The organism is Pseudomonas sp. NFPP02 (assembly GCF_900119355.1).
Lineage (GTDB): Bacteria > Pseudomonadota > Gammaproteobacteria > Pseudomonadales > Pseudomonadaceae > Aquipseudomonas > Aquipseudomonas paracarnis.
The window spans coordinates 83,088-106,036 of sequence record NZ_FPJI01000007.1 but is presented as its reverse complement, the minus strand read 5'-3'; the positions used below and the strand labels follow the sequence as shown (position 1 = coordinate 106,036).

The 22,949-nt window shown below is 60.3% G+C and carries 21 protein-coding genes; 11 read left to right on the top strand and 10 right to left on the bottom strand.

Going from position 1 to position 22,949, the window contains the following annotated elements; translation table 11 throughout:
• Nucleotides 1–28 precede the first annotated feature (28 nt).
• On the bottom strand, nt 29–382 hold the full coding sequence (locus tag BT204_RS14015) for an MGMT family protein (protein ID WP_081095696.1): 354 nt from the start codon (nt 380–382) through the stop codon (nt 29–31).
• Between the two features lie 155 nt (nt 383–537).
• Here BT204_RS14015 and BT204_RS14010 point away from each other — a divergent pair, with 155 nt between their 5' ends.
• From BT204_RS14010 to groL, 5 genes are all read left to right on the top strand, one after another.
• The gene (locus tag BT204_RS14010; RefSeq protein WP_034128627.1) at nt 538–1,545 is read left to right on the top strand and encodes a DUF481 domain-containing protein; all 1,008 of its coding nucleotides are present in this window, start codon (nt 538–540) and stop codon (nt 1,543–1,545) included.
• 102 nt (nt 1,546–1,647) lie between these two features.
• A complete protein-coding gene (locus BT204_RS14005) occupies nt 1,648–2,379 on the top strand; it encodes a HugZ family pyridoxamine 5'-phosphate oxidase (protein WP_057975083.1) in 732 nt (243 codons plus the stop codon).
• Nucleotides 2,380–2,445: 66 nt separating this feature from the next.
• Entirely contained in the window at nt 2,446–2,922 is a 477-nt protein-coding gene (locus BT204_RS14000) for an FxsA family protein (protein WP_034128625.1), read from the top strand.
• Between the two features lie 245 nt (nt 2,923–3,167).
• On the top strand, nt 3,168–3,464 hold the full coding sequence (locus tag BT204_RS13995) for a co-chaperone GroES (RefSeq protein ID WP_017846112.1): 297 nt from the start codon (nt 3,168–3,170) through the stop codon (nt 3,462–3,464).
• A gap of 50 nt (nt 3,465–3,514) precedes the next feature.
• Nucleotides 3,515–5,161, top strand: coding sequence for a chaperonin GroEL (gene groL, locus BT204_RS13990; RefSeq protein ID WP_034128624.1), 1,647 nt, complete (start codon nt 3,515–3,517; stop codon nt 5,159–5,161).
• A 174-nt stretch (nt 5,162–5,335) separates the two neighbouring features.
• Here the strand turns inward: groL and BT204_RS13985 are convergent, their stop codons facing one another.
• Together BT204_RS13985 and BT204_RS13980 are read right to left on the bottom strand one after the other, a co-directional pair.
• Complete coding sequence (locus BT204_RS13985; RefSeq protein WP_034128623.1) at nt 5,336–6,049, bottom strand: phosphatase PAP2 family protein; 714 nt, start codon at nt 6,047–6,049, stop codon at nt 5,336–5,338.
• A gap of 50 nt (nt 6,050–6,099) precedes the next feature.
• On the bottom strand, nt 6,100–8,049 hold the full coding sequence (locus BT204_RS13980; protein ID WP_057975084.1) for an LTA synthase family protein: 1,950 nt from the start codon (nt 8,047–8,049) through the stop codon (nt 6,100–6,102).
• A gap of 201 nt (nt 8,050–8,250) precedes the next feature.
• Here BT204_RS13980 and colR point away from each other — a divergent pair, with 201 nt between their 5' ends.
• The 5 genes from colR to BT204_RS13955 all read left to right on the top strand — a co-directional run bounded on the left by colR (nt 8,251) and on the right by BT204_RS13955 (nt 12,021).
• On the top strand, nt 8,251–8,934 hold the full coding sequence (colR, locus tag BT204_RS13975; RefSeq protein WP_003208587.1) for a two-component system response regulator ColR: 684 nt from the start codon (nt 8,251–8,253) through the stop codon (nt 8,932–8,934).
• Complete coding sequence (locus BT204_RS13970; RefSeq protein WP_072447178.1) at nt 8,924–10,204, top strand: sensor histidine kinase; 1,281 nt, start codon at nt 8,924–8,926, stop codon at nt 10,202–10,204. Before colR ends, BT204_RS13970 begins: the two co-directional genes overlap by 11 nt.
• Before the next feature lie 188 nt (nt 10,205–10,392).
• The gene (locus BT204_RS13965) at nt 10,393–11,073 is read left to right on the top strand and encodes a class I SAM-dependent methyltransferase (protein ID WP_003193934.1); all 681 of its coding nucleotides are present in this window, start codon (nt 10,393–10,395) and stop codon (nt 11,071–11,073) included.
• Nucleotides 11,074–11,077: 4 nt separating this feature from the next.
• Nucleotides 11,078–11,797 carry a lipopolysaccharide kinase InaA family protein gene (locus BT204_RS13960; RefSeq protein WP_019817333.1) on the top strand — a complete coding sequence of 240 codons (720 nt, stop codon included), beginning with the start codon at nt 11,078–11,080 and terminating at the stop codon, nt 11,795–11,797.
• Nucleotides 11,794–12,021, top strand: coding sequence for a hypothetical protein (locus tag BT204_RS13955; RefSeq protein WP_072447176.1), 228 nt, complete (start codon nt 11,794–11,796; stop codon nt 12,019–12,021). The genes BT204_RS13960 and BT204_RS13955 overlap by 4 nt, the downstream gene beginning before the upstream one ends.
• A gap of 223 nt (nt 12,022–12,244) precedes the next feature.
• Here the strand turns inward: BT204_RS13955 and BT204_RS13950 are convergent, their stop codons facing one another.
• From BT204_RS13950 to BT204_RS13940, 3 genes are read right to left on the bottom strand one after another with little or no spacing between them, the layout of a single operon-like run.
• On the bottom strand, nt 12,245–13,342 hold the full coding sequence (locus BT204_RS13950) for a DUF1513 domain-containing protein (RefSeq protein WP_032902721.1): 1,098 nt from the start codon (nt 13,340–13,342) through the stop codon (nt 12,245–12,247).
• 2 nt (nt 13,343–13,344) lie between these two features.
• Complete coding sequence (locus tag BT204_RS13945; RefSeq protein ID WP_054897663.1) at nt 13,345–14,409, bottom strand: imelysin family protein; 1,065 nt, start codon at nt 14,407–14,409, stop codon at nt 13,345–13,347.
• 31 nt (nt 14,410–14,440) lie between these two features.
• Nucleotides 14,441–15,880 (bottom strand): di-heme oxidoreductase family protein, encoded by a 1,440-nt coding sequence (locus BT204_RS13940; protein ID WP_072447174.1) that lies wholly within the window; start codon nt 15,878–15,880, stop codon nt 14,441–14,443.
• Between the two features lie 140 nt (nt 15,881–16,020).
• On the opposite strand from BT204_RS13940, the gene BT204_RS13935 reads away from it, so the two are divergent.
• Nucleotides 16,021–16,584, top strand: a complete 564-nt coding sequence (locus BT204_RS13935) for an NAD(P)H nitroreductase (RefSeq protein WP_038451385.1) — start codon at nt 16,021–16,023, stop codon at nt 16,582–16,584.
• Nucleotides 16,585–16,729: 145 nt separating this feature from the next.
• Here the strand turns inward: BT204_RS13935 and BT204_RS13930 are convergent, their stop codons facing one another.
• The 4 genes from BT204_RS13930 to BT204_RS13915 all read right to left on the bottom strand — a co-directional run bounded on the left by BT204_RS13930 (nt 16,730) and on the right by BT204_RS13915 (nt 22,888).
• Nucleotides 16,730–18,868 carry a methyl-accepting chemotaxis protein gene (locus tag BT204_RS13930; RefSeq protein WP_034128617.1) on the bottom strand — a complete coding sequence of 713 codons (2,139 nt, stop codon included), beginning with the start codon at nt 18,866–18,868 and terminating at the stop codon, nt 16,730–16,732.
• Between the two features lie 138 nt (nt 18,869–19,006).
• Nucleotides 19,007–19,408, bottom strand: a complete 402-nt coding sequence (locus tag BT204_RS13925) for a YbaN family protein (protein ID WP_014719757.1) — start codon at nt 19,406–19,408, stop codon at nt 19,007–19,009.
• A gap of 169 nt (nt 19,409–19,577) precedes the next feature.
• The gene (locus BT204_RS13920; protein ID WP_034128616.1) at nt 19,578–20,186 is read right to left on the bottom strand and encodes a biliverdin-producing heme oxygenase; all 609 of its coding nucleotides are present in this window, start codon (nt 20,184–20,186) and stop codon (nt 19,578–19,580) included.
• A 137-nt stretch (nt 20,187–20,323) separates the two neighbouring features.
• The gene (locus BT204_RS13915) at nt 20,324–22,888 is read right to left on the bottom strand and encodes a TonB-dependent receptor (RefSeq protein WP_072447172.1); all 2,565 of its coding nucleotides are present in this window, start codon (nt 22,886–22,888) and stop codon (nt 20,324–20,326) included.
• Nucleotides 22,889–22,949 lie beyond the last annotated feature (61 nt).

Below are 22,949 nucleotides of genomic sequence, written 5' to 3'. Positions count from 1 at the left end.
TCAGATTTGCGGAAACAAAGCGCGCACTCTAACCGCTGTGCTCTACCGGGCGCCAGCCATGACGCTGAATATCAACACGATTGTTCAGGATGGTGACGCCTTCGCTACGTAAACGCGCACGTTGTTCGTCACCCGAGGCACTGCCCACCGGCAAACTTATCCGACCACCGGCAGCCAGCACCCGATGCCAGGGCAACCGCGTGTCTTGCGGCAACTGGCTCAGGGTGCGCCCGACCCAGCGGGCAGCCCGCCCCAAACCGGCCAGGTGGGCCAGCTCGCCGTAACTCACCACGCAGCCTTCGGGCACCTGCGACAACGTCAGGTAGAGTGCGGTGCGGCGCATCTCGGCGGGGCTTTGTGGCGTATCGGCGGGTAGGATCACTGTGGGGATATCCGTTGAGATCGTCGTTGTTTTGTCAGAAACGTCTGTAAACATGACGATGAGTATTGAACTCAATATAAATCCTTGAGTCAGTTCTAGCCATGTAACACTATAACGCCCCTTATTTTCGCCAACCCCGAGTCCCGTACTTGCTTATGTTGTCCAGAACCCTGTTGTGCCTTGCTGTTTTCAGTGCTTCCACGCCCTTGCTCGCCGATACCGTCTGGTTGAAAAACGGTGACCGGCTCACCGGCAAGATCAAAGTCTTCGACGGTGGCAAGTTGCTGATCCAAACCGACTACGCAGGCTCCATTCCGGTGGACTGGAAGCAGGTCAAAACCCTGGAAAGTGACCAGGAGCTGCTGGTCAAGCAGGACGCCTACAGCGGTGAAAAGGCCAAGTCCTTGCAGGCATCGGATGACGGCAAGGTGGTGCTGGCCAATGGCGAGGCGCCCAAGACGGTGGAACTGGCAAGTATCCAACAGATCATGAAGCCCAAGCCCGTGATCGAAGACCTGGTGTGGAAGGGTAATGTCGACCTGGCGCTGGACTACAAACGCGCGGACAAAGACACCAACGACTACGACATCGACTTCAAGACCTCGGCCCGTCACGGCCAGTGGCGTCATACGGGCAAGGGCGAATATAACCGGGAGTTCCAGGACGACGTCACCACCACCGACAACTGGGCCCTGGAATACGACCTGGACCGTTTTATCACCGAGCACTGGTTCTGGCAGGGGCGCCTGACTTATAAGCGCGACAAGGTCGAAGACCTGGCGCGCCAGCGCACCGTGGGTACCGGCCCGGGCTACCAGTTCTGGGACGATGAGTTGGGCGCGTTCTCCCTCGGATCGCTGGTCAACCGTACCGATTACGAATATGCCGACGGCGGCAAGGACAACTTCTACTCTCTGGCCATGAAGTGGAACTACAACCGCTACTTGGTGGGCAAGACCGTGGAGTTCTTCACCAACGGCGAATTGGGCAAGCCTCTGGACGGTCCGGCCGATTACTCCCTGGATGCCGAGATGGGCCTGCGCTACAAAGTCACCGAATGGGCGTCCCTCAATCTCAAGGCCGAGCGTGACGTCATCAGCGGCGACTCCGATAGCAGCTTGAGCAAGACCCGTTACACCGCAGGCTTCGGCGTGGCCTGGTAAACCGGCGTCGGCCACTCTGGCAACCTGCGCAGATATTGATTACCTTGTGTTGAGATCCATTCCCATATGCCATGGGCGGCGGAACACCCGAGGAGTCATCTATTGAGCACGCAGGTTGCCAAGAACGCCCGAGAGCTGTTGCTCAAGGAATACCGTGGGGCGCTCGCCACACAGTCCAAAGCCATGCCCGGCTTTCCCTTTGGCTCGGTGGTGCCCTACTGCCTGGACGAGCAGGGCCGCCCGCTGATCCTGATCAGCCGCATTGCCCAGCACACCCACAACCTGCAAAGAGATCCCAAGTGTTCGCTGTTGGTGGGTGAGCGCGAGGCCGATGATGTGCAAGCCGTGGGGCGCCTGACCTACCTGGCCGAAGCCGAGAAGCTGGAAGACCCGGCCGTCATCGAAGCTGCGGCCGAGCGCTACTACCGCTACTTCCCTGATTCGGCCAACTACCACAAGGCCCACGATTTCGATTTCTGGGTGCTCAACCCCGTCCGTCACCGTTACATCGGTGGGTTTGGCGCGATCCATTGGGTCGACCAGTTAACCTTGGCCAACCCGTTTGCGGGCAAGGCCGAGCGCAGCATGATCGAGCACATGAACAGCGATCACACCAAGGCCATCGCCCATTACGTCGACCTCGGCGGTTTGCCGACCAGCGAGCCGGCACAGCTGGCCGGCATCGACAGCGAAGGCATGCACTTGCGTATCGGCCAATCCTTGCACTGGTTGCCTTTCGAGACGCCTTGCAACACACCGACACAAGTACGCGAAGCCCTGGTTTCATTGGCTCACGCCGAGGTGTGGCCGAAAAAAACCACGGTTGACGCTTGAATTTACACAACGGCGACGTCATCTAAGGTGGACTGGCAAGGCATTCTTGCGTTGAGGAACCATTTGATGCGCCCTTTTTTATTGCTCTTTCTGCTGTTCCCGGTGCTGGAGCTGTTCGTATTCGTTAAAGTCAGCGGTGCGATCGGGTTTTTCCCGGCGCTGTTGCTGATCATCGTAGGCTCCATGCTCGGCGTCCTGGTGCTGCGTGTCGCCGGCCTGGCGACCGCGCTGCGTGCCCGTGAAAGCCTGAACCGCGGCGAACTGCCGGCCCAGACCATGCTTGAGGGCCTGATGATGGCCCTGGCCGGTGGCTTGCTGATCCTGCCGGGCTTTATCAGCGACGTGCTTGGCCTGGTGCTGTTGCTGCCATTCACCCGCAAGCTGCTGGCCGGCAAAATGCGCCAGCGTGCTGAAGAGGCCGCCATGCGCCAGCGTGCGTTCGCCGACGACCTGCAACCCCGTGGCGGTCCGGCTCCGCGCCAACCCCTGGGGCGTGAAGGTGATGTGATCGAAGGCGAATTCGAACACCGCGACAACAAATAACCGCTTCACCGGCACGGCACCTTCGGGTGCCGTGTTGCATTTACCCTTGAGCCGACACAAAAAATTTCATCCTCGGCCCCTTGTAATAAGCCTGGGCGCCCTTATGTAACGGTCACCGCAAGGTTTCTGGTGGTGACACTAGACAGACTTCCGCGTCTCGCCCAGCGAGCCGCGACCGGCACCGCCGGAATTTAACCCGCCGGATTGAACCGGCCGATGAAAAACACAATTAGGAGAGATCGACAATGAGCAAGCTTCGTCCTCTGCACGACCGCGTCGTCATCCGTCGCAGCGAAGAAGAAAAGAAAACCGCTGGCGGGATCGTTCTGCCAGGTTCGGCTGCTGAAAAAGCCAACCACGGTGTGATCGTCGCTGCTGGCCCAGGCAAGACCCTGGAAAACGGTGAAGTACGTGCGCTGGCCGTGAAAGTGGGTGACAAGGTTGTTTTCGGCCCTTACTCCGGCAGCAACACTGTGAAAGTCGACGGCGAAGACCTGCTGGTAATGGCTGAGAACGAAATTCTCGCTGTACTGGAAGGCTGATTTCCCCGCTCATTTTCCCGTTACTACAAAGTATTTAAGGAATATCGATCATGGCTGCTAAAGAAGTTAAATTCGGCGACTCCGCCCGCAAGAAAATGCTCACTGGCGTCAACGTGCTGGCTGACGCAGTAAAAGCGACCCTGGGCCCGAAAGGCCGTAACGTGATCATCGAGAAGAGCTTCGGCGCTCCGACCATCACCAAGGACGGCGTTTCCGTAGCCAAAGAGATCGAACTGGAAGACCGTTTCGAAAACATGGGCGCGCAGCTGGTCAAAGACGTTGCCTCCCGTGCCAACGATGACGCAGGTGACGGTACTACCACCGCAACCGTACTGGCTCAGTCGATCGTCAACGAAGGCCTGAAGGCCGTTGCTGCCGGCATGAACCCGATGGACCTCAAGCGCGGCATCGACAAGGCGACCATCGCCATCGTCAAAGAGCTGAAGAACCTGTCCAAGCCATGCGCCGACACCAAGGCCATCGCTCAGGTAGGCACCATCTCTGCCAACTCCGACAGCTCCATCGGCGACATCATTGCCGAAGCCATGGAAAAAGTCGGTAAAGAAGGCGTGATCACCGTTGAAGAAGGCTCGGGCCTGGAAAACGAACTGTCGGTTGTAGAAGGCATGCAGTTCGACCGTGGCTACCTGTCCCCGTACTTCGTCAACAAGCCGGACACCATGGTTGCCGAACTGGACAGCCCGCTGATCCTGCTGGTCGACAAAAAGATCTCCAACATCCGCGAAATGCTGCCAGTGCTGGAAGCCGTTGCCAAAGCCGGCCGCCCACTGCTGATCGTGGCTGAAGACGTTGAAGGCGAAGCCCTGGCGACTCTGGTTGTGAACAACATGCGTGGCATCGTCAAGGTTGCAGCCGTCAAGGCTCCAGGCTTCGGCGACCGTCGCAAGGCCATGCTGCAGGACATCGCCGTTCTGACCGGCGGTACCGTTATCTCCGAAGAGATCGGCCTGAGCCTGGAAAGCGCCACCCTGGAAAACCTGGGTAGTGCCAAGCGCGTGACCCTGTCCAAGGAAAACACCATCATCGTTGACGGTGCTGGCGTTGAAGGCGACATCGAGTCCCGTATCGCTCAGATCCGTGCCCAGGTTGCCGAGACTTCCTCGGACTACGACCGTGAAAAACTGCAAGAGCGCCTGGCCAAGCTGTCTGGCGGTGTTGCAGTGATCAAGGTTGGCGCTGGCTCCGAAGTTGAAATGAAAGAGAAGAAGGCCCGCGTTGAAGACGCCCTGCACGCAACCCGTGCAGCCGTTGAAGAAGGCGTGGTACCTGGCGGTGGCGTTGCGCTGATCCGTGCTCTGGAAGCCCTGACTGACCTGACCGGCGACAACGCTGACCAGAACGTCGGTATCGCTGTACTGCGCCGTGCCGTTGAAGCTCCGCTGCGCCAGATCGCTGCTAACTCCGGCGACGAGCCAAGCGTTGTGGTCAACGAAGTCAAGAACGGCAAAGGTAACTACGGTTACAACGCTGCGACTGGCGTGTACGGCGACATGATCGAAATGGGCATCCTGGATCCAACCAAGGTGACTCGTTCCGCGCTGCAAGCAGCATCCTCCATCGGCGGTCTGATCCTGACCACCGAAGCTGCGATCGCTGAAGCACCGAAGAAAGAAGGCTCGGCTGGCGGCGGTATGCCAGACATGGGCGGCATGGGTGGCATGGGCGGCATGATGTAAGCCAGCCTACCCGGCGCTTTAAAAAGCCCCGCCTGCAGTGATGCAGGCGGGGCTTTTTTATGAGCGGCTTGCCTTCCTCTGTAGGAGCGAGCTTGCTCGCGAAAAACGTCAACGGTAAAGCGTGCTTGCTGAGTAAACGCGGCGCCTGTGCGTTTTTCGCGAGCAAGCTCGCTCCTACAGGAGAATGCGATTAGGTCGGTACAGCAACAAGCAATACAGCCCGAGGCAGATCAGCCAGCAAAAGATCGCTGTCCATACATTGTGGGAAAAGAAATGCGCCCCTTGCAGCATACGGCTGACTGAAAACACGCTGCCCAGGCTGACGGCAAAGATGAACGCATATCGGGCTAGCCGCGGCCGTCGATCCCGCAAGGCAAAGAACCAGGCGAACAAGGCGAACCCGGTGGCGGCATGTCCGCCGGGCCAGCAACGGCCGGGTTTATCGGTAGGTGGGCGCGGGCTGAGCAGTTCACTGTAGGTTTCCTGGCCGCCGAACTCCTTGAGGCTCCAGGGGCATTGCACGGCGGTGATGGTTTTCAACGGCGACACGAACGCCGTCGCCATTCCCAGCGACAGCACCAGGCACACCAGTTCACGGCGGTACGGCTTGAGTCGCTGCAGGATGAAGCTGCCGACCAGGCCCAGAATCGCCAGCACCGAAAACAGGATCACCAGTTGCTTGGCACGGTCATGCAGGATGTCTTCAAGGAAGAAGCTATAGCGGCCAATGAAGCCGCCAGCCTCTGCGCTGTAGAAAAGCCTGGCCAGGTCCATGTCCAGTGACGTCAGCTCCAGCAACAGCAAGGCCACTGCAGCGCTGGCAGGCAGGCCCAGGCACAGCCAAAAATCAAGCGGTTTGGAAACCGGTAAAGAGGAGGGGGATTTCATCTCGAACCTTGGTAAAAAAGCCCCGCGCTCACCTGCGCGGGGCTTTTTGATTAGCGTTTGCTTAAGACTGGTGCCTCTTCCTTGGGCGCTTTCCAGCTCAGCAGTTGCTGTTTGTAGTCATAACTGGCGGCCTGGTAGTAGGTGATCGCCCGTTGAATCAAGGGGTCATCGCTACCAACGCGCAGCTCCTGGCTCTCGCCCAGGGCCTGGTCGTGGCGACGCAAGCCTTGGCGCGGGCTGAGGATTGCCAGGTCCTTGCCATCAAACAGACCCAGGTGCTGGTAATTGCCCACCACCACCCGTGGAGGTAATGGGTTGTCTTGCAGCAGGTTGCGGCCAAAGAATGTCGATTCGTAGCTCAGGTTGAGCAGGCCCAACAAGGTTGGCGCCAGGTCGATCTGGCTGGACAGTTGGGCGGATTCCCGTGCGTCGATCAGCTTGGGCGCGTAGATAAACAGCGGTATCTGGTAGTTGGTGATAGGCAGGTCTTCCTTGCCCGCGCTGCCGGCCGTGTGGTCGGCGACGAACACGAAGATCGTGTTATCGAACCACGGCTTCTGGCGCGCTGCCTCAAGGAACTGGCCGATGGCGTAGTCGGTGTATTTCACCGCGCCGTCGCGGCCCTTGCCGGATTTGATGTCGATGCGCCCGTCCGGGTAGGTATAAGGACGGTGGTTGGAGGTGGTCATCAGTTGCAGCAGGAACGGCTGTTGCTTGGCGTAGTCGGCGTCGGCCAGTTTCAAGGTCTGTTTGAACAGGTCTTCGTCGGCCATGCCCCAGGCGTTTTTGAACGAGATCTCCGACTCTGGCACGCTGCTCTGGTCCACCACCCGATAGCCGTTGCCGCTGAAGAACGCGTTCATATTGTCGAAGTAACCGCGCCCGCCATAGACAAACACGCTGTCATAACCGATGGCCGAGAGCTGTTGCCCCAGGCTGGCGAACCCGCTTTCGCGGCCGATGCGCTTGACGATCGAACGCCCCGGCGTCGGCGGGACTGCCAGGGTAATGGCTTCCAGGCCGCGGTCGGTGCGTGTACCGGTGGCGTAGAAGTTATTGAAGTACAGGCTCTGTTGGCGCAACGCATCCAGATTGGGCGTGAGGTTGCGCGTATCGCCATTACTGCCCATGTACTTGGCGCTGAAGCTCTCGATGGTCACCAGTACGATGTTGGGCTTGCGCAGTGTGCCGGGGTTGGTGATGGCACGGCGAATATCCAGCGGGTCCTGGTCGATAAAGCGGGCGTTGGGTTCACTCAGTTCGGCGCGCAACTGCTTGGCGACGACGTCGGTCGGCAGGCTTTTGTAAAACTGGGTGTAGTCCAGTTCGTTGTTACGGAACGCGGCAAAGAACTGATAGGGGCCATTGCTGGCCAATTCGTTGTTGTACGCGTTGCCGCCTTGGGTGCGCGGGCTGTCCTGGCTGACCAGTTGCAGGCTGAGGCCGGCGAGCACCAGCAGGCCCAGGGCGTTGATCACACGGCCACGCAATGGAGGCAATGGCGCTGCCATCGCGGCATTGAAGGGTTTGCGCAGAGCCACGCTCAGAATCAACGCCAGCATTGCCAGCAGGCTCAGCAGCTTGCCGATCGGATAAGACTCCAGCAGGTTGTTCAGTACCTCATCGGAGTACACCAGGTAATCGACAGCGATAAAGTTGAAGCGCACGCCAAACTCATCCCAGAACAACCATTCGGCTACAGAGGTGAACAGCATGGCGAACAGGCTGACGGTCAGCACCGCTTGCAGGAACCAGCGATGGCCACGGCGGCGCCATAGGGCGGGTGGGCAGAGCAGCAGATACAGGCCAAGCGGCAAGGCTGCATAGGCCAGGAAACCCAAGTCGTAGAGCAAACCCACGCCAAACACGGACAACAGGTTGCCGCTGACCTCATTGAGGTGGGTAATGAGCAGCACGCTGCGGGTGAGCAGGAAAACCAGTAACCAGGCACCGGTAATCAACAGCAAATAGCGCATTGGCGCTGTTTTGAAAAAACCCATGTCCAAGTTCCTTATATCAATGGGGGGCGATCTTCGTCCTGACACTGTAGTTAGTTTGTGAAGCTATAGTGAAAAACTTGTTTGGCTCTAAAAACAGTTGAAAAGCTTTATCGGCGGGGCTCTGCGCTCTATCCCTGAGCCCCGCTTGGCCTTAAGCTGCGCGAGCCAACACGGCCGTTACCGCGTACGGAGACACTGCCCATGCGAATTCTATTGGTTGAAGACAACCGCGATATCCTCGCCAACCTGGCCGACTACCTGGGGCTCAAAGGCTACACAGTGGACTGTGCGCAGGACGGTTTGTCGGGCCTGCACCTGGCAGCCACCGAGCATTACGACCTGATCGTGCTCGACATCATGTTGCCCGGCATCGATGGCTACACCCTGTGCAAACGCCTGCGCGAAGACGCGCGCCGCGACACTCCGGTGATCATGCTTACCGCTCGCGATCAACTGGACGACCGGCTGCAGGGCTTCAAGTCCGGCGCCGATGATTACCTGCTCAAACCCTTCGCCTTGTCGGAACTGGCCGCCCGTATCGAAGCGGTGTTGCGCCGTGCCCAGGGCGGCGGGCGTCGTGCCCTGCAAGTGGGTGACCTGAACTACGACCTCGATACGCTGGAAGTCACTCGCGAAGGGCGCTTGCTCAAGCTCAACCCCGTAGGCCTGAAACTGCTCGCCGTGCTGATGCAAAAAAGCCCGCACGTTCTGCGCCGGGAGATTCTCGAAGAAGCCCTGTGGGGCGACGACTGCCCGGACAGCGACAGCCTGCGCAGCCACGTTCATCAATTGCGTCAAGTGATCGACAAGCCCTTCGCCAAACCGCTACTGCAAACGGTGCACGGTGTGGGTTATCGCCTGGCCGAGGGTCGTGATGGAGTTTAAGCAAAGCCTTGCCCAGCGCATCATCATCGCCTTCGCCTTGATGAGTGCGTTGGTGGCGGGGGCCTTCGCCATCGGCATCATCGCGACGGTGCACCTGGTGGAGGAGAAGTTGATCTCGGCTGGCCTGGGCGGTGACCTGCAGCGCCTGTTGCTGATGGACAGCGTTGAAGACTGGAGCCACCGGCCAGAACCGGACCAGCTGTTCTATTTCAGCGGCGGGCGTGGCGATTTTGAACTGCCCAAGGATCTGCGCCATCTGGACCCGGGGTTCCATGAGGTGTTTCGCGAGGCGCTGTCGTACCACGCCATGGTCGAAGTGGTCGACGGCCGGCGTTATGTATTGCTGCAAGACCAGAGCGATTTCGAAGAGCGTGAGCGCGTGCTGTTTGCGGTGGTGCTGGTGGGGTTCGTACTCAGCCTGGCGCTGGCGGCGTTCCTCGGCTGGGTGCTGGCCCGCAAGGTGATGGCGCCGGTGGTACGCCTGGCCCGTCAGGTCCGTCATCGTGACCAACTGTTGGGCCTGGCACCGCCCCTGGCGCCGGATTACGCCGCCGATGAAGTGGGCGAACTGGCGGTGGCGTTCGACGCCACCTTGGGTCGTTTACGCCAGGCGCTGTCACGTGAGCAATTGTTTACCAGCGATGTGAGCCATGAGTTGCGCACGCCCTTGATGGTCCTGGCCAGCTCCTGCGAACTGTTGCGCGAAAACCCGGCCATCGATCAGCGCGGTCGCAATCAGGTAGAACGAATTGCCCGTGCCTGTGAAGAAATGCGCGAACTGGTGCAAACCTTCCTGATGCTGGCCCGCGCCAAACACGACGACGCCGCCAGTTCGCCCCAAGGCAACCTCACCCAGGTGGCCGAAGACCTGCTCGGTATCTGGCGCGAGCCCATCGAGAAAAAAGGCCTGACGTTGATCTACCTGCCAGGCAACCCCCTGGACACCTGCTACAACACCACCTTCTTGCATGCGGTGATGGGCAACCTGCTGCGCAACGCACTGCATTACACCGAGCACGGGTTTATCCGCCTGACCCTGGAGCCCAGTGGTTTCACGGTGGAGGACTCCGGTGTCGGCATCCCCGAAGAGAAGCGCGAAGCGATGTTCGAGCCGTTCGTGCGCGGTAGCGAGAAGCGTGGCGAGGGCCTTGGCCTCGGCTTGTCACTGGTGCAGCGGATCTGCGAAAACCAGGGTTGGAGCGTGAGCCTGAGCACCATGGAGCCTAATGGCTGCCGTTTTCATGTGGAGCTCAACCCAGTCAAAACCTGACCATTCAGTCTGTCGTTTTGCTGATGCAGACTGCGTGCTTTTCGGCGAAGATGGCCCGGTGCTACTGAATGTTTCTGTAAAGTCTTGAAATGTATGCAATTGGACAGGACAAGATTTTCACAACGAGTTGACCTGTTGATCACAGTTCGCTGCTTAAGGTCGTAGGCATCAGTTACTGGAGACGTAAGATGCCTTCCCCGATCAAGCTGGAATTTTCTGATAAGTACGACGATCAACACGCCCAGAAATATTTGCTCAAGCATCAGGACAATCTGGCTCGCCGGTTGTCCCACAAGCGCGACGAGCAGTTGGCGCGCGGTGCGCTGGCCATGGCCGGCGAGCCGGGGCTGGTGTTGGACCTACCGTGTGGTGCTGGACGTTTCTGGCCGTTGCTGGCCGAAAAACCCAACCGTGTGATTATCGGAGCTGACAATTCGGCGTCGATGTTGAAGATCGCCACAGCTGCCCAACCGGCAGAGGTGGTGAAACGGGTACGCCCTTTGCAGACCTCTGCCTTTGATATCGATTTGCCAGATAACTCCGTCGACAGTATTTTTTGCATGCGCTTGATGCACCACATCGGTGAGCCAGAGCACAGGCTGACAATACTTCGCGAGTTTCAACGTGTTACCCGCGACAGCGTGATTATTTCGCTGTGGGTAGACGGCAATTTCAAGGCTTGGAAGCGCAAGCGCAGCGAAGTGCGTCGTCGCAAAAAAGGTGAGCAAGAAGGTTACCAAAACCGGTTTGTGTTACCGGCTGCTACTGTCGAGGCAGAATTCGAGCAGGCCGGTTTCCGTGTTCAGGAATCCCTGGACTTCATACCGCTCTACGCCATGTGGCGAGTGTATGTATTGCGCAAGAGGTAACAGGATGGCAGTTGAGTGCGTAGTAGGCAGTCATGTAGCTCCCGAAGAACGATTTGATTTTTTCTGGCGTCAACAGGGTGAGTGGGTCGAAGAACCCAACCGCCGACGTGGTGGTGAAAGTGGCGTGCAACGGGTCATAAGCCCTAATGGCCGTTTGCTCTATTGCAAGCGCCAGACCGGCCACATTTACCGTAGCTGGCTGCACCCCTTTGGGCGTCCGACCGTGCTGCGTGAACGCGATGCCCTCAAAGGCCTGCGTTTGCTGGATGTGCGTGTGCCGGAACTGGTGTTTTGCGAAGCACGTCGCGACCCGGAGCACCAATGGAAAGCCCTGTTGGTCACCGCGTCCCTGGACGGTTTCGACGAGATTGAAAACTGGTACGCCGCCGGTGGCCGCGAACAGTATGGCGAGGCGGTCCACGAGCGCCTGCTGCAAGAGTTGGCCGGCACCTTGGCCCGTATGCACAAAGGCCGCTGGCAACACGGTTGCCTGTATATCAAGCACATTTTCGTGCGGGTGACCGGTGAGCCTGATGCGGCGACTGTGGAAGTGGCCCTGCTGGACTTTGAGAAATGCCGCCAGCGCCTGACCGCTTATCGGGCCGCGTCCCACGACATGCTGCAATTGCGTCGCCATTCGTCGTGGAATGATACCGACTGGAAAAAACTCAGCTACTTTTACGAGACGGCGTTTGGCAGCGCTATCAAGGGTTTAACCAGATGAAGCTAGAAATAGCACGAGGTTTTTTTCTGGTCGGGGCATTGGGTGTTGCAGCCCTGGCCCTGGCGGTATGGGAACAACCTCGTACACAAGTGTTGAGTGCGGTAGACGGTGGCGGGCAATGCCTGCTGCCACGCATTGCCAAGACGAGTGTGGCGGCCAAGCCCGACCATGAACTGTTGTTATTCATGTTCGGCATGTCTCAAGCGATGAGGCCGCAAAGTTGAGGTGTCAGACACAACTGTTGTAGGAGCGAGCTTGCTCGCCAAAAAACCGCAGACGACACGTTCATCCAGGATGGGCGCGTTCATGATCGTTCCCACGCTCTGCGTGGGAATGCCTCTTGAGACGCTCTGCGTCTCGTCCGTTAGCGCCAGTGACGCAGAGCGTCACGGGTCGCATTCCCACGCAGAGCGTGGGAACGATCAGCCATTTTGATGTCGTCGGTCTTTAGACCAGGTGCAGGTGGTTATCCCAGAACCCCGCCGGTAACTCCAGTGGTGTTGCCAGTAACTTTTCCTGGCGGCAATCATAGAAGCGGCAACGGCCCTGACCGGATGTCACCACAAATCCATCCGCCACCGCACCCACCCCCGCACAGTCAGGCAAGGGCCCATCCAGGCGCAGTTCGGCGGTGTCCATGTCCCAGATAAAAAAGCGATTGCCACGAGGTGCCGTCAACGCCACCAGGCGCAGTTCGCTGTGCACCGCCACGCTGGCGGTGTAATGCCCCATCGCCTGCAACTGTTCGTCAGCCACCGGGAACGCCACGAACGGCTGCCCCGGTCGCTTGATCGCCAGCAACTCGGAACGCTCCTGGGACGGGCCCATGAACTGTTGCCCGGTGAGGATGGTGCCATCGCTGGCGATGCCCATGTGCCGCACGCTGTTCATCTGCTGGGCCAGGGTTTCCTTGCTGATCAGGCTGCCGTCACGGCGCATCAGCACCAGGCTCGGCTCCATGGCGTTGAGGTTCATTTCTACCCGGCTTTCGGCTTCGGTGCGAATGCCACCGTTGGCCACGATCAGCGTCTCGCCGTCGGGCATCCACGAGACTTGATGCGGGCCGATGCCGTGAGTGGATATCTCGCCGCTGTGCACCAGCCGCTCACCTTCGAACTTATACACACCCAACAGGCCGCGGCCAGGGTCGGAGGTGTCGTTCTCGGTGGCGTACAGCCAGTCACCGCTCTTGTGGATCACCGCATGGCCATAGAAATGGCGGTTGGCGTTGGAGGTGATGGTTTGCAGCAGCCTGCCATCGCGCAGGTCGATCAGGTAACTCTCGGTGCCTGGGCGACGGGCGACGAACAACGCAATCGGCAACGTCGGGTGGTTGATGATGTCATGGCAGCGCTGGCCGACCTGGGTTGCAAATACCGGCTTGCCGTCCAGGCGATAGCCGACAGCGTAGTGCTTGCCGTCGGCGTCATCGCGCGCCGACAGCAGCAGCGGGCCTTTGTCTTTGTGCTTGAACAGCGTCCAGCCACCCAAGGTGATAGCGCTGAGCAGCACGCTGCCCACCGCCAAAGCCTGTCGCCTGAGCATCATCAGTCACCGTCGTTGGCGTTAAAGCCCAGTTGTACGCCCAGCGCCTTGGCCAGTTCACCTTCATGCAGGCGGTGGACTACGTTGAGGCTGTCGTAGATGTCGTTGAGTTGCTGGCGCCCGACGTCGTCGTTCAACAGTTCGTTGAGGGTGCGCTGGTTGCTGGCGAACAGTTTCAGCGACGCTGCGTAGGCGGCGTCGATTTTCTCGGCCAGTGGCTTCTGGTCCGCCGGCAGCAGGCCACGCAGGCCTTTGTTATCGACGCCTACCCACACGGTCTGAGCCGCGGCGAGGCTGGCTTCCAGGCTCTGCAGGGACGACTGGCTGCGCCAGGCATCGGCCTGGAACGGTTGCGGGATGCCCTTGGTCTGGCGGCCCATTGGGGTGCCGAGTTTTTTCTTCAGGGTGTCCAGGGCGGTCACTTGCACGCGCAGCAGATCGGCGATGGCTTCGTGGGAATCAGCGTAGCGCTGGTTCGGAAACTTGGTCATTTGCGCGAGCATACCGTCGGTGCTGTTCCAACTGGCCAGGATCTCTTCGGCCAGGACTTTCTGGCGCTCGCCGATAGCCATCAGCAACGGGCAATAGCGGGCTTTCTGGGCTTCGTCGGCGACGTCGGGCTTGGCGTCGTAGAGGATGTATTCGTAGGCCGACAGGCCCTGCACCACCACGCTGGATTTCGCCAGGGCCGCGGCGTCGATCTGCGGCTGTGCACTGACCAGTTGCTCGACCTGGCGGCCGACCAGGTTCTTCTTGTCTGGCCAGAACTGCACCTGCCACGCCCGGTTGCCTTCGGCCAGCGGGCCGATCAGCAGCGGTTGCAACTCGGCCCAGGCTTTTTGCGCGTGCAGGAAGTCGGCGCGGGCGGTGTCCAGGCTTTCCTTGCCTTGGCAGTAGGCCAGGGCGCTGACGGCCAGTTGACGGTCGGCCTCAACCCAGCGGCTATAGGTTGGCAGGATCACTTGTTTGGCGATGGCTGCCGAGGTCACTGCTTGCGGGTCTTGGGGCGAGCAAGCGCCCAAGGCCAGGGCGGCGAGGCTGGTGAACAACAACTTGGGACGAAACATGTCGAGCTCCCTTCTGTAAGTGGGGCAAAGCTTATAAAGAATTCAGGAACGCCAGCAACGCGGCACGCTGCTCGGCATTGAACGACAACACATGTTGCTGCGCCGCTTGAGCTTCACCGCCATGCCACAGCACGGCTTCAAGCAGGTTGCGGGCGCGGCCGTCATGCAGGAACTGGGTGTGGCCACTCACGGTTTGCGTCAGGCCGATACCCCACAGCGGCGGGGTGCGCCAGTCGCGGCCGGTGGCTTTGAATTCGCTACGGTTGTCGGCCAGGCCTTCGCCCATATCGTGCAGCAGCAGGTCGCTGTAAGGGCGGATCAACTGGTTGGCCAGTTCAGGTTCGGCGGCATCGGCGGCGGTGGTGAAGCTGGGCTTGTGACAGCCCTGGCAACCGGCCTGGTAGAACAGGTTCTTGCCGGCCAGCACTTGCGGCGTATCAACGTCCCGACGTGCGGGCACCGCGAGGTTGCGGGTGTAGAACAGCACCAGGCGCAGGATGTTATCGCTGACTTCCGGTTCACCCTGCGGGCCATTGCCGTTGGGCGCCTGCTTGCAGGCCACTTGGGCGTCGGTGCAGTCATCAAAGGGTCTCAGGGACGTGGTGAGGCCCATATCACCAGAAAACGCGTGAACGTTTTGTTGATTGAGGTTGGGCTGCCCGGCTTTCCAGCCAAAACGCCCGAGGACAGTTTTGGCCTGAGCGTCATCCCAGACCCAATTGGCGCGGCCCAGGATGGCCTCTTTGTCGGCGGTCTTGGGGTCGGTGTTGCGCAGGATATCGGCATCGCTGATCGCTTCGAGCAGGCCCAGGCCGATCATCGGCGGGGCGATACGCGCCGAGAAGCGTGTGTCGGGGTGCATCGGGCCGTAGCCGAGTTGGGTGATCTGCAGGTCGGGCTTGCGTAATTCAACGAGCGTGCCGTCCTTGAACCTGACGTTGACCGGTGTGTAGTCGACCCGCACCTTGCCTTCCGGCGCAACGCCAGGCACCGCCATGTCCTGGAGTTGCCCGCCGTAGACCGGCTCGGGTACCACGCCGATCTGTTCGATGAGCTTGGCGTAGGCTGGCTGCTCTGTAATAGAGGGATGGATGGACAGGCGCACCAGCATCGATACGGCATTGGGCGCGTCGGGCAGTGGCGGGTGGCCACGGCCATCCTTGATATGGCAGTTCTGGCAGGCGTTGGTATTGAACAGCGGGCCCAGGCCATCGCGCGCCGTGGTGGTGGACGGCGCAATCACCCACGGGTTGCGAAAGAAACTGTTGCCGACGCTGAAGTCCAGGCGCCGCGTCGGCGCCAGGTTGGCCGAGGGTAAGGAAAAGGCGTTCTGGTCGCGCTTGTTTACCGTCGCCGCGCCACCGGCCCGCGATTCACCCGGCTCTGCTTTCGTGAAGCGAGGGGCGTCATCGCAAGCAGTCAGGCTTAAAGCCATCAACGCTGCAGGCAGGTACAAAAGCGCACGGAACATCGAGATTCCTGGACGAGGGCAGAAAATTAAGGCGCAAAGTCTAACAGGGCAGGGCAGATTGAATAAGAGCAATTATCGTTTGGTGGCATCCCGATTCTTTCCCGCTAGAATGGCTGCACATTTTTTTATGGAGGTGGCCAATGCAGGCTCTCGACGCTTTGCTCAACCGTGTTTCCGTGCCCCGTTTGCTCGACCCGGCACCGACCCAGGAGCAGCGCGACCTGCTGTTCGCCGCCGCCATGCGCGCGCCCGATCACGGTCAACTGCGCCCGTGGCGTTTCCTCACCGTGGAAGGCGCAGCCCGTGAACAGATGGGCACGCTGTTGGCCGAAGCCGCTCGTCTGCAAGACGCCGACGCACCGCAAGCCGCCATCGACAAGGCCCAGAACGGCCCGCTGCGTGCGCCGCTGGTGGTGGTGGTGATTGCACGTGTGCAAGAGCATTTCAAAGTGCCCAAGTCCGAGCAGTTGCTGGCCGCCGCCTGTGCGGCCCACGGCATTCTGCTGGCGGCGTATGCCCAGGGTATTGGTGCGGTGTGGCGTACCGGCGAATTGTCCTACTCAGCCCATGTCGCTAAAGGCCTGGGGTTGGCGGCGAATGAAGAAGTGATTGGCTTTCTCTACCTGGGCACGCCGCAGAACCCACCGCGTACGGCGCCGAAGGAAGACCTGACGCCGTTCGTCCAGGCCTGGCCCGGCCGGTAATTCACCACTGCCCTGCTCTATATGTAGGAGCGAGCTTGCTCGCGAAGAACTCAAAGGCGCCGCGTTTATTCAGGAAGCACGCGTTATCGTTGACGTTTTTCGCGAGCAAGCTCGCTCCTACAGGGGGCAATGTTTCAGAACCGAGTCAGACCCTGAACTGATCCATCAACTTCATCTGCTGGCTGGCCAGCGCATTGAGCTGGCTGCTGATCGCCGCCGACTCGGTGGCCTGACCCGTGAGGGTTTCGGTCACGGTGCGAATCGCCGAGACGTTGCGGTTGACCTCTTCGGCCACCGCGCTCTGCTGTTCGGCCGCGCTGGCGATTTGCAGGTTCATGTCGCTGATCACGGTGACCGCGTCGCTGATCTTGCCCAGGGCTTGCACGGCTTGATGGATCTGCCCGGCATTGCTCTGCGCCTGGTGCTGACTGGAGTGCATGGTCGCCACTACGCCACGGGTGCCGCTCTGGATACGCTCGATCACCAGGCGGATTTCTTCCACCGAGTCCTGGGTGCGTTTGGCCAGGTTGCGCACCTCGTCGGCCACCACCGCAAAACCACGTCCGCTTTCCCCGGCGCGTGCCGCTTCAATCGCCGCATTCAACGCCAGCAGGTTGGTCTGTTCGGCAATGCTGCGGATCACCTCCAGCACTGAACCGATTTGCTCGCTGTTGACCGCCAGGGCTTCGACTTCGCCCACGGCTTTGCTGACTTCGTCGGCCAGGGTGGTGATATCGCGGGTGCTCTGCTCGATGATCGACATGCCTTCGCGGGCCGACTGGTCGGCACCGCGTGCCGCGCTGGCGGCATTGGAGGCGCTGTTGGCCACGTCGTGGGCGGTGGCGCTCATTTCGTTCGACGCGGTGGCGACCTGGTCGATTTCACGGAACTGCACCTGCATGCCTTCGCTGGTCTGGCGCGCAATGGCGGACGACTGATCGGCCGTCCCACGAGCTTCGGTGATGCTTTGCTTGATCTGCGCAATGGTCGGCTGCAGTTTGTCGAGGAAGCGGTTGAACCAGTTCACCAGCTCGCCCAGTTCGTCTTTCTTGGCATAGGCCAGGCGTTGGGTGAGGTCGCCGTCACCGCTGGCGATGTCCTTGAGCATGGCGGCCACGCTATTGATAGGGCGGGTCACGCCAGTAGCGGTCAGCCAGATCAACAGCAAGCCCAGCAGGCCAGCGGCGGCGGCCACCAGCAGGGCTTTGAGCGTGCCCGTTGCCTGGGCCTCGTCGAGTACGGCTTGCAGTTTTTCGTTGTCGGCCAGCATCACCGCTTTGGGCAGCTTGATCACCACGCCCCAGGATTTGGCACCGGCAATCGGCTTGAGCGGGTACACGGCACGAATGGTGTCGTCCTGTTCACGGATAACAGGCCGGTCATTGGCCAGTAGTTGCACGATCTCTTTGCCTTCGGCGCCGATGCTGTCGATCAGGTTCTTGCCGACTTTGGCTGGTTCACCGCTGTAGGCGGCGATCAGGCCGGTGCTGGACAGAATCTCCAGGTGGGCGGCACCGTTGAACAGGTCTTTCTGCGCAGCATCGGTGGTCGCTTGCAGGGCGGTGAGGGCGATGTCCACGCCGACGACACCGATGACTTTGCCGTCGACGATCAGCGGCAGGGAAATGGTGGTCATCAGTACCGGTTTGCCGGCCACCGTGTCTTCGTACGGGTCCAGCAGGCACGTACTGCGCGTGTCTCGTGGGCAGGTGTACCAGATGTTGTAGGGCGTGCCGCTGAGGTTGAGGGTGGTCTTGGTCAGGTCATCTTCGACCATGATGGTGTTCTGGCCTTCGCCGCCAGCACGACTCCAGTAGCTGGAAAACCGGCCTTTTTCATTGGAGACGCGTGCCTTGTCGTCGATGAATTCGCTGTCCTTGCCATCCAGCCCGTTGGGTTCGAACGATAACCAGATGCCCAGCACCTTGGTGTTGCGCTCGAACGCGGTTTTGACGCTGCGGTTGAGCTCTTCACGCAGGGCCCCGGCTTCAAGGGAACGCTGGATGCCCAACTGACGCAGGTCTTTGATCTGGTCGGCCAGGGCTGTGACCACCAGCAGGTTTTCGCCGAAGGTCTGCTGCAAGTGGCCGGCCTGTTCGGCCGCTTTGGATTGCAGCAACTGCTCCACGCTGGCGGTGAGCATTCGTGAGCTTGAATCACTGACCAGCCGATCGTTCTGGTTGGTGTTGTAGATATTGATGCCGACCACCAGTGCAATCACACCCAGCAGACACAGGCCGGACAGCAACACGATTTTCAAGCGGATGGAGAGGGTGTCGAACATAGGTTCACTCACGAATGGACTTGTTGGAATGCACGCAGAAGAGCCAAGTCCATTCGGCGCCGTACCTGAAACATCGGCGTCACAAATCAATTCATGAGCAATAGGCGATGAGCGGTAGGAAAATGCCTACACCGGCCGTTATACGGGGCGTGCGAGCTGCTCGGGGCGGGACCAGATCCACAGGTTGCCCAGGCTCATTCCGGCAATTGCCAGGTACACCGGCCAGCCGTGATCGAGCATCACCAGCATCAGCACGGCGCACAGCAACATGCTCACGGTGGCGCTGACCTTGGCGCGGCGGGCGATGATCTTGCCATTGCGCCAGTTGGACAGGATCGGCCCGAACAGGCGGTGGTTTTCCAGCCAGGCGCTGAGGCGCGGCGAGCTTTTGGTGGCGGCCCAGGCGGCGAGCAAGATGAATTCGGTGGTGGGCAACCCCGGTATCACAATCGCCACCAAGCCGATCCCCAGGCTGACGTAGGCCAGCAGGCCAAAGAGGACTTGGGCGATTTTGGAGGAGGATTGGGGTTTGCCGGTCATGCTGCAGTTTTCTGGTGGGAAGGTTTACACATTATCAGCCATGAAATGCACCCAAGTGTGGGAGCTGGCTTGCCTGCGATTGCGGTGTATCAGGTTAAACATCTGGCGCTGACCCACCGCCATCGCAGGCAAGCCAGCTCCCACATTGAACCGCTGTCTACCAGAACACTTACGCCAGTTCTGGTGCGCTAGCGTACGCCTGTTCCAGCAACACGGTGAAGCGCACAAACGCATCAATCGCACCTTTTTCCACGGCAGCTTCTTCTTCGGCACTGAATGCCAGGCCGTCGAGGGTGCGGGTGAAGCTTTTCCAGCCCTCGGCGCGACCACCGGCCGGCTCGCCCAGGTGGCGGGCACCGAAGGTTTCGCTCAGGCCCAGGCCCACGGCGCGCTTGATCAGGAACGCAGCGCCCAGCTTGGAGCCTTCGGAGACGAACAGCCAGCCCAAAGCTTCGGCTTTGCTGGGGTTGTTCACCGCGCCGGCAACCGGGGCCGGGGTTTCGGTGTCCAGGTCTGCCAGGTCGAGCTTGGCGGCTTCGGCGCGGCAGCGGGCGGCCAGGTCAGGGATGATCTGGTTCAGTTCGGCATCGTTGTACAAGGCCACCAGTTCCGATTGGAACAGGTACTGGGCCACTACGAAGCGGGCGAAGTTGGCTTGGGTTTCGAACGGCGCGTGAGCCTTCACCAATGCGTCGAGCTTGGTGTGCGGCTCGTTGGTGATCTGGTTCAGGCGTTGGGAGCGCAGGCTTGGACGTTCTGCGGTGGAAGAAGTGGTCATGAAAAAAATCCTTGAGAAGAGAAGCGCCTGGGCGCCCTGAAGAGAGCTGTTATCAACTAGACGAACAAGAAGACGCGGCACAGTAAAAAATCCTCACCTCGCCGCGGATGCAATGGCGGCGAGGTGAGGCGGAAGGGTCAGATGTCCCAGATCACGTTGATCGCAAAGTTGCGACCGGGCTGGGTCAGGCGGTCGAGGTTGGCCGGGCCGGTCACACCGGCTTCGCCGACGCTGTCGTAGCTGCGCACGTCATCCCAGTTCCAGTACTTCTTGTCGGTGAGGTTGTAGAGGCCACCGTTGACGGTCACGTCTTTGCTCACCTTGTAATAAGCGGTCAGGTCGAGGATGCCGAAGCCCGGGGTCTTGAACGGGCCGTCGGTGCCGCCGTCGGGCGCGTGGAAGGTGGTGCTGTCGACGCGGTCCTGTTTTTTCACCAAGGTCCAGCTCACCAGGCCACCGTAGTTGTCCTGGTCGTAGCCCAGGCCAAACACGCCCTTGAGCGGGTTGACGCTGTTCAACGGCTCGCCATTGTCGTCGTTGCGACCGTAGGTGTAGGCAACCGAGCCTTGGGTATACAGGCCCTTCGGCGCGCCGAAGGTATCCAGGTTCAGGCGGCCCTTGGCTTCCACGCCCTTGACGGTGGCGCGCTTGATGTTGACCGCCTTGAATTGCTCCACGGTGCCGCCGACCACGGCGTTGTCTTCGTCGATAAAGTCACGGTACTTGTTGTAGTACACCGCAATATCGAAGGAGCCTTCGTCGAATTTGCCGCGAATCCCGGTTTCGATGCCTTTGCTGGTTTCTGGCTTGAGGTCGGGGTTGGGTTCGACGGTGTAGCCCAGGTTGAGGTTTTCGAAGCGACCGTACAGCGCTTTGGCAGACGGCGTACGGAAGCCCTCGGCGTATTGACCGAACCAGGTGTAGTTGTCGGTCAGGGCATAGGTGAGGCCGAACTTGGGTGTTACGCGGTTCCAGGTCTTGTCTTTGCCATCGACGGCATAGGCGCCGGTCGGGTTGACGGTGTTGAGGAATTCCTGGGTCAGCTTGGGCTTGAGCCGGGTGTAGTCATAACGCACGGCGGGCAGGAAGGTCCATTTGTCCCAGGTGATCTGGTCCTGGGCGAACAGCGAGTAGGTGTTGATGGTTGGGTCGGGGAAGTCGCTGGCCTTCTTCACGCTGTCGCTCGCTTGCGGGCTTGGCGCGCCGATGGCGGTGCAGCCGGCGCCGATGGCCAGGCACGAGGCCGAGCCTTCGCGTGAACCGGTGACTTTCTGCTGCTTGAGGGTGGTGCCGTAGGTCACCTGGTGGTCGGTTTCGCCGAGGCTGAAGGCCTTGTCCAGTTGCGCGTCGAAGACCCACTGCTTCTCTTCGTAAAGGGTGTCGCGGGTACGCAGGACGCGACGGCCGGTCTGGTAGATTTCGGCGGTGGTCTGGTCGGTCTTGGCGATCTGGTAGTTGAGGCTGGTCTTGATGCGGTCGGCAATCGGCGACTCCAGGGCAAAGGTGTTTTCCAGGCCGAAGCGCTCGCGGGTAATGGTGTCGTTACCGCGACGATCGCGGTACAGGTTCATGCCCCGGCCACCGATGAACGGACCGCCCACTGCGTTTTTCAGATTGACGTCGCGGTCATCCTTGAACTTCTCGTAGGTCAGGCCCAGGCGGTTGTCATCGCCATAGTTCCAGCCCAGCTTGGCCAGCACGTTGGTGGTGCGCGCATCTTCCGGGTTGGCGCCGGTACGGGCCAGGCCGGTGGCGTTGTTGCCATCGTAGGATTCCGTTTCGTGGCCATTGCGCTGGCTCAGGTGCAGCAAACCGTCGAAGTCTTGCACACGCCCGGCGAAGGTGCCGGAGGTCAGCCAGCTCTCGTCGGCGGAGCTGTAGCCGGTCTTCAGGCGGGCACCGACGTCCTGGCCTGGCTTGATGATGTCATCCGGGTCGAGGGTGAAATAACTCACCGCGCCGCCGATGGCGCTGCTGCCGTACAGGGCCGAGGCCGGGCCGCGCAAGATCTCCACGCGCTTGACGATTTCCGGGTCGACGTAATTGCGGCGGGTCTTGGCGTAAGGGCCGTTGAAGAAATTGTCCGGCACTTCGACGCCATCCACCTGGGTGAGGACGCGGTCGCCGTCGATGCCACGAATGTTGTAGCCCGCGTTACCCGAGCGCGTACCGGCGCCGCCGACGGAGACGCCGGGTTCGTAGCGCACCAGTTCACGGATGTTGTTGACGTTCTGGCGGTCCAGTTCTGCGCGGTCGTGCACGCTGACGGTGCTCGGTACGCTGTTCACATCCTGTTCATTGCGAGTGGCGCTGATGGTCACCTGTTGCAGGGCGAGGGCGCTGCCGGCGCTACGTTTTTCCAGCACGATGTTGTTGGTGCCCAGTTTGCGATAGCTCAGGTTGGTCCCCACCAACAGCCGGTCCAGGGCTTTTTCCGCTGGCAGCGGGCCGCGCACGCCAGGGGACGATACGCCCTGGCCCAGTTCGGCCGGCAGGCCCACTTGCCAGCCGGTCACTGCGGTGAAAGCGTTGAGTGCCGACACCAATGGCTGCTGTTCGATGCTGAACGTGTAATTGGCGTGGCTGCGAGCGGCAGGTTCCGCGGCGGTGGCGCTCATGACGGGCGCACCAGCCAGCAGGATCGCGGCGGTCAGCAAGGACAAAACGGGCGAAGCAGACCGGCGGTTGAAACGAGAGGACATCGAGAGCGCTCCGGGAATACGAATCTTATAGTTGCGAACCGAACCAAATAGGAATCAGTTG

Bases quoted from the DNA above. Each gene is read 5' to 3' on its own strand.
- BT204_RS14010 (WP_034128627.1), top strand. From the start codon at position 538: ATGTTGTCCAGAACCCTGTTGTGCCTTGCTGTTTTCAGTGCTTCCACG.
- BT204_RS14000 (WP_034128625.1), top strand. From the start codon at position 2,446: ATGCGCCCTTTTTTATTGCTCTTTCTGCTGTTCCCGGTGCTGGAGCTG.
- BT204_RS13995 (WP_017846112.1), top strand. From the start codon at position 3,168: ATGAGCAAGCTTCGTCCTCTGCACGACCGCGTCGTCATCCGTCGCAGC.
- groL (WP_034128624.1), top strand. From the start codon at position 3,515: ATGGCTGCTAAAGAAGTTAAATTCGGCGACTCCGCCCGCAAGAAAATG.
- BT204_RS13985 (WP_034128623.1), bottom strand. From the start codon at position 6,049: ATGAAATCCCCCTCCTCTTTACCGGTTTCCAAACCGCTTGATTTTTGG.
- BT204_RS13980 (WP_057975084.1), bottom strand. From the start codon at position 8,049: ATGGGTTTTTTCAAAACAGCGCCAATGCGCTATTTGCTGTTGATTACC.
- colR (WP_003208587.1), top strand. From the start codon at position 8,251: ATGCGAATTCTATTGGTTGAAGACAACCGCGATATCCTCGCCAACCTG.
- BT204_RS13970 (WP_072447178.1), top strand. From the start codon at position 8,924: ATGGAGTTTAAGCAAAGCCTTGCCCAGCGCATCATCATCGCCTTCGCC.
- BT204_RS13965 (WP_003193934.1), top strand. From the start codon at position 10,393: ATGCCTTCCCCGATCAAGCTGGAATTTTCTGATAAGTACGACGATCAA.
- BT204_RS13960 (WP_019817333.1), top strand. From the start codon at position 11,078: ATGGCAGTTGAGTGCGTAGTAGGCAGTCATGTAGCTCCCGAAGAACGA.
- BT204_RS13955 (WP_072447176.1), top strand. From the start codon at position 11,794: ATGAAGCTAGAAATAGCACGAGGTTTTTTTCTGGTCGGGGCATTGGGT.
- BT204_RS13950 (WP_032902721.1), bottom strand. From the start codon at position 13,342: ATGCTCAGGCGACAGGCTTTGGCGGTGGGCAGCGTGCTGCTCAGCGCT.
- BT204_RS13945 (WP_054897663.1), bottom strand. From the start codon at position 14,409: ATGTTTCGTCCCAAGTTGTTGTTCACCAGCCTCGCCGCCCTGGCCTTG.
- BT204_RS13940 (WP_072447174.1), bottom strand. From the start codon at position 15,880: ATGTTCCGTGCGCTTTTGTACCTGCCTGCAGCGTTGATGGCTTTAAGC.
- BT204_RS13935 (WP_038451385.1), top strand. From the start codon at position 16,021: ATGCAGGCTCTCGACGCTTTGCTCAACCGTGTTTCCGTGCCCCGTTTG.
- BT204_RS13930 (WP_034128617.1), bottom strand. From the start codon at position 18,868: ATGTTCGACACCCTCTCCATCCGCTTGAAAATCGTGTTGCTGTCCGGC.
- BT204_RS13925 (WP_014719757.1), bottom strand. From the start codon at position 19,408: ATGACCGGCAAACCCCAATCCTCCTCCAAAATCGCCCAAGTCCTCTTT.
- BT204_RS13920 (WP_034128616.1), bottom strand. From the start codon at position 20,186: ATGACCACTTCTTCCACCGCAGAACGTCCAAGCCTGCGCTCCCAACGC.
- BT204_RS13915 (WP_072447172.1), bottom strand. From the start codon at position 22,888: ATGTCCTCTCGTTTCAACCGCCGGTCTGCTTCGCCCGTTTTGTCCTTG.